This is a genomic window from Mycobacterium sp. (genome assembly GCF_035653355.1).
Lineage (GTDB): Bacteria > Actinomycetota > Actinomycetes > Mycobacteriales > Mycobacteriaceae > Mycobacterium.
This window is the reverse complement of sequence record NZ_DASRBZ010000076.1, coordinates 1-3,280: the sequence shown is the minus strand read 5'-3', so window position 1 is coordinate 3,280 and position 3,280 is coordinate 1. Positions and strand designations below refer to the sequence as shown.

The window sequence follows — 3,280 nt, the reverse complement described above, 5'->3', positions numbered from 1 at the left end:
CTGGAAAAGAGCCACCCGACCGACACCGCTGCTGCGCCGACGAGCGTCGAGCAGAAACTCAGCGACCGCTACGGCCGGCGGCGCTGAGCCAGAGCGCCAGCGCAGCCGCTGCCTGCACCAGGCGTGAAAGCAACACCGCGCGCCGCAGATCGGCCACCGACGGCGGCTTCCCCTCCCCTAAGGTCGGGCGGATCTGCAGCTGATAGTGGTACTGCGTGGGTCCGCCGAGCCGCACGCCGAGCGCACCGGCGAACGCCGCCTCCACCACACCGGCGTTGGGGCTGGGATGTCGCGGCGCGTCGTGACGCCAGGCCCGCACCGCGCCGCGCGGCGAGCCGCCGACTGCGGGTGCGCACACCACAACCAGCACCGCGGTCACCCGGGCGGCGAGATAGTTGGCAGCATCGTCCAATCGTGCTGCGGCCCAACCGAATCGGGCATACCGCGGTGAGCGGTGACCGATCGTCGAGTCCAGCGTGTTAATGCCGCGATACGCCAGCACCGCTGGTGCTCCACCCACCATTGCCCAGAGCAGCGGCGCCACGTGCGCGTCGGAGGTGTTCTCCGCGACCGACTCAAGCGCCGCCCGGGCCAATCCCGCCCTGTCGAGGTGGGCCGGGTCGCGTCCGCACAGCGACGGCAGCAACCCGCGCGCGGCTTCGATGTCGTCGCGGGCCAACAACACCGACATCGTGTATGCGGTGCGGACCAGCGAGGTGCCGCCCAACGAGACCCAGGTGGCGCCGGCGGTGGTGCCAATCGACCACAGCGGGCCCCGCCGGTCGGCAACGCGCTGCAGCGCCGTACCCAGCGCCCCCAACAGGCCGATCAACACACCGACATGCGCGACGCCGGCGGCCCGGCTTTGCCGGTATGTGAACCGCTCCACCACGGCGGCCGCCGCGCCGAAACCGGCGACTGGATGACCGCGTTTCGGGTCACCCACCAGCAGATCGACCAGGTAGCCGATCAGGACGCCGACCAGCCGGGTTTGGCGTGTCACCATCCGCACCTCGGCAGGGTCTCACACCGGCGGCGCTGGAGACCGCCAGGGCGTCGGCCGCCCGCAACAGCTATCCAGCTGCGTTCCTACGTGGTCTACTCGGGACATGGAGAACGGCTCATGACAAAACGGGCCGCGACCCGCGTCGCCGACCTGCTGAACCCGGCTGCGATGCTGCTGCCCGCCGCGAACGTGATCATGCAGTTGTCGCTGCCCGGAGTCGGCTATGGCGTGCTGGAAAGCCCGGTCGACAGCGGCAACGTCTACAAGCATCCGTTCAAGCGGGCCCGCACTACCGGCACCTACTTGGCAGTGGCCACCATCGGGACCGACTCCGACCGCGAGCTGATCCGCGCGGCCGTCGACACCGCGCACCGTGAGGTTCGGTCGACGCTAAAGAGTCCGGTGCCCTACAACGCCTTTGATCCACGGCTGCAGCTCTGGGTAGCAGCGTGCCTGTACCGCTATTTCGTCGACCAGCACGAGTTCCTGCACGGCCCGCTCGACGACACCGTCGCCGACGCGGTGTACCGGGACGCCAAGCGGTTAGGCACCACGTTGCAGGTGCGCGACGACATGTGGCCACCGGACAGGGTCGCGTTCGACGAGTACTGGAAGCGCTCGCTAGATGAGCTGCGCATCGACCCGCCGGTGCGCGAGCACCTGCGCGGAGTGGCCTCGTTGGCGTTTTTGCCCTGGCCGCTGCACGCGATCGCGGGACGGTTCAACCTGTTTGCGACGACAGGCTTTCTGGCACCGGAATTTCGGACCATGATGGACCTTGACTGGTCGGACTCCCAGCAGCAGCGCTTCGAGTGGCTGTTGGCCGCGCTGCGGCTGGCCGATCGACTCATTCCGCACCGGGCGTGGATCCTGGGCTATCGGATCTATCTGTGGGACATGCGATTTCGCGCCCGGCGCGGATGGCGAATCGTGTAACGGCTAGCCGAATGCGACCAGCAACACCATGGCGATCATGCATAGCACCGCCATCCAGAACCACGGCTGCAGCAGAATGCGCTCTTGGGTTTCATCCCTCTTGGGCGTCTTGGGCCGGCTCGAGGTCGTGCGTTCTGGGGTCAGTTGCGAAGTCATGCTAACTATCGTTACCGATTTGCCGGCGGCGGTAAACGTGTCGTTCGCCTCATTGCCCTTAAGTTTGCGGCGTAGATCACAGTTACACGGGATTCGGCCATCGACCGTTGGTGGCCGACAATTGTCAAGAAAAGAGGCAGGTTTATGGCTTTCCCGGCGCTTAACCACGTCGCGGTGACGGTGCGCGACATCGGCGTCAGCGGCCCCTGGTATCGCGCCTTGTTCGGCGCGGACCCCGTGCTGGACGAGCGGACCGACGGCGGCTTTTGGCATCAGGTGTGGATTCTGGCCGGCGGCACGGTATTCGGTATCCATCAGCACGACCAGTCGGCGCCCGACGAGAAGTTCAGCGAGTTTCGCGTCGGCCTCGACCATGTCGGCTTCGGCTGCGCAAGCCGCGCCGAGCTGAAGAAGTGGGAGGAACGGCTCGGCGAGCTCGGTATCGCGCACGGCGGCATCGTCGACGCCCACTACGGGTCAGGGCTGAGCTTCCGAGACCCAGACGGGATCGCTCTGGAGTTCTTCGCGTTGCCGGCGTGAATCGGCAAGCGCCGCAGCGTATTACTGAACCGTCGCGAAGAAGGCGCGCACGTCGTCGACGAATAGGTCGGGTTGCTCGAAGGCGGCGAAGTGCCCGCCGCGCGGCATGGTGGTCCAGTGGGTGATGTGGTAGTTCGGCTCACACCAGTGTCGTGGTGCGCGCAGGATTTCCTTCGGAAACATGGCCACACCGGTGGGTAATTCGACCCGGCCCATTCCGCCCCATACCCGAAAGCTCTCCCAGTACAACCGGGCTGACGAAGCGCCGGTGGCGGTGGCCCAGTACATCATCACGTTGTCGAGCAGCTCGTTGCGGGTGAGCACGTTCTCGGGGTGCCCGTCGCAGTCCATCCATGCCCAGAACTTCTCGACGATCCATGCCATTTGCCCGACGGGCGAATCGACTAAGCCGTAGCCCAGTGTCTGCGGTCGAGTCGACTGCTGTTTGGAATACCCTGTGCCCCAACGCCGGTGCTCTGCCAAGTCCGCGAGGACTTGCTGTTCTTCCTCGGTTAGTTCGCTCAGGCCGGCGGGGGGACGACCGATCGGCATGTTGAGATGGATTGCGGCGCAATGACCCCGGTTGCGACCGATCTCGGTGGTGACGGCTGCCCCCCAGTCGCCGCCCTGCGCCCCGTAGCG

The 3,280-nt window shown here is 66.4% G+C and carries 5 protein-coding genes; 2 read left to right on the top strand and 3 right to left on the bottom strand.

Annotated features, from left to right (window positions below; translation table 11 throughout):
- Nucleotides 1-58: 58 nt before the first annotated feature.
- Nucleotides 59-1,006, bottom strand: coding sequence for a cobalamin biosynthesis protein (locus VFA16_RS02490; RefSeq protein WP_324966296.1), 948 nt, complete (start codon nucleotides 1,004-1,006; stop codon nucleotides 59-61).
- Nucleotides 1,007-1,123: 117 nt separating this feature from the next.
- Between VFA16_RS02490 and VFA16_RS02485 the strand changes: the two genes are divergently transcribed.
- Nucleotides 1,124-1,942, top strand: coding sequence for an oxygenase MpaB family protein (locus tag VFA16_RS02485; protein WP_324966295.1), 819 nt, complete (start codon nucleotides 1,124-1,126; stop codon nucleotides 1,940-1,942).
- A gap of 3 nt (nucleotides 1,943-1,945) precedes the next feature.
- Here VFA16_RS02485 and VFA16_RS02480 read toward each other — a convergent pair whose 3' ends face one another.
- Nucleotides 1,946-2,098 (bottom strand): hypothetical protein, encoded by a 153-nt coding sequence (locus VFA16_RS02480; protein ID WP_324966294.1) that lies wholly within the window; start codon nucleotides 2,096-2,098, stop codon nucleotides 1,946-1,948.
- 144 nt (nucleotides 2,099-2,242) lie between these two features.
- Between VFA16_RS02480 and VFA16_RS02475 the strand changes: the two genes are divergently transcribed.
- The gene (locus tag VFA16_RS02475) at nucleotides 2,243-2,638 is read left to right on the top strand and encodes a VOC family protein (protein ID WP_324966293.1); all 396 of its coding nucleotides are present in this window, start codon (nucleotides 2,243-2,245) and stop codon (nucleotides 2,636-2,638) included.
- A gap of 21 nt (nucleotides 2,639-2,659) precedes the next feature.
- On the opposite strand, the gene VFA16_RS02470 is transcribed toward VFA16_RS02475, so the two are convergent.
- A partial coding sequence (locus VFA16_RS02470; protein WP_414687619.1) for an alpha/beta fold hydrolase occupies nucleotides 2,660-3,280 on the bottom strand: 621 nt, incomplete at its 5' end.

What these genes read in the sequence shown, in the direction of transcription:
- VFA16_RS02490 (WP_324966296.1), bottom strand. Translation starts at nt 1,006, where the DNA reads ATGGTGACACGCCAAACCCGGCTGGTCGGCGTCCTGATCGGCTACCTG.
- VFA16_RS02485 (WP_324966295.1), top strand. Translation starts at nt 1,124, where the DNA reads ATGACAAAACGGGCCGCGACCCGCGTCGCCGACCTGCTGAACCCGGCT.
- VFA16_RS02480 (WP_324966294.1), bottom strand. Translation starts at nt 2,098, where the DNA reads ATGACTTCGCAACTGACCCCAGAACGCACGACCTCGAGCCGGCCCAAG.
- VFA16_RS02475 (WP_324966293.1), top strand. Translation starts at nt 2,243, where the DNA reads ATGGCTTTCCCGGCGCTTAACCACGTCGCGGTGACGGTGCGCGACATC.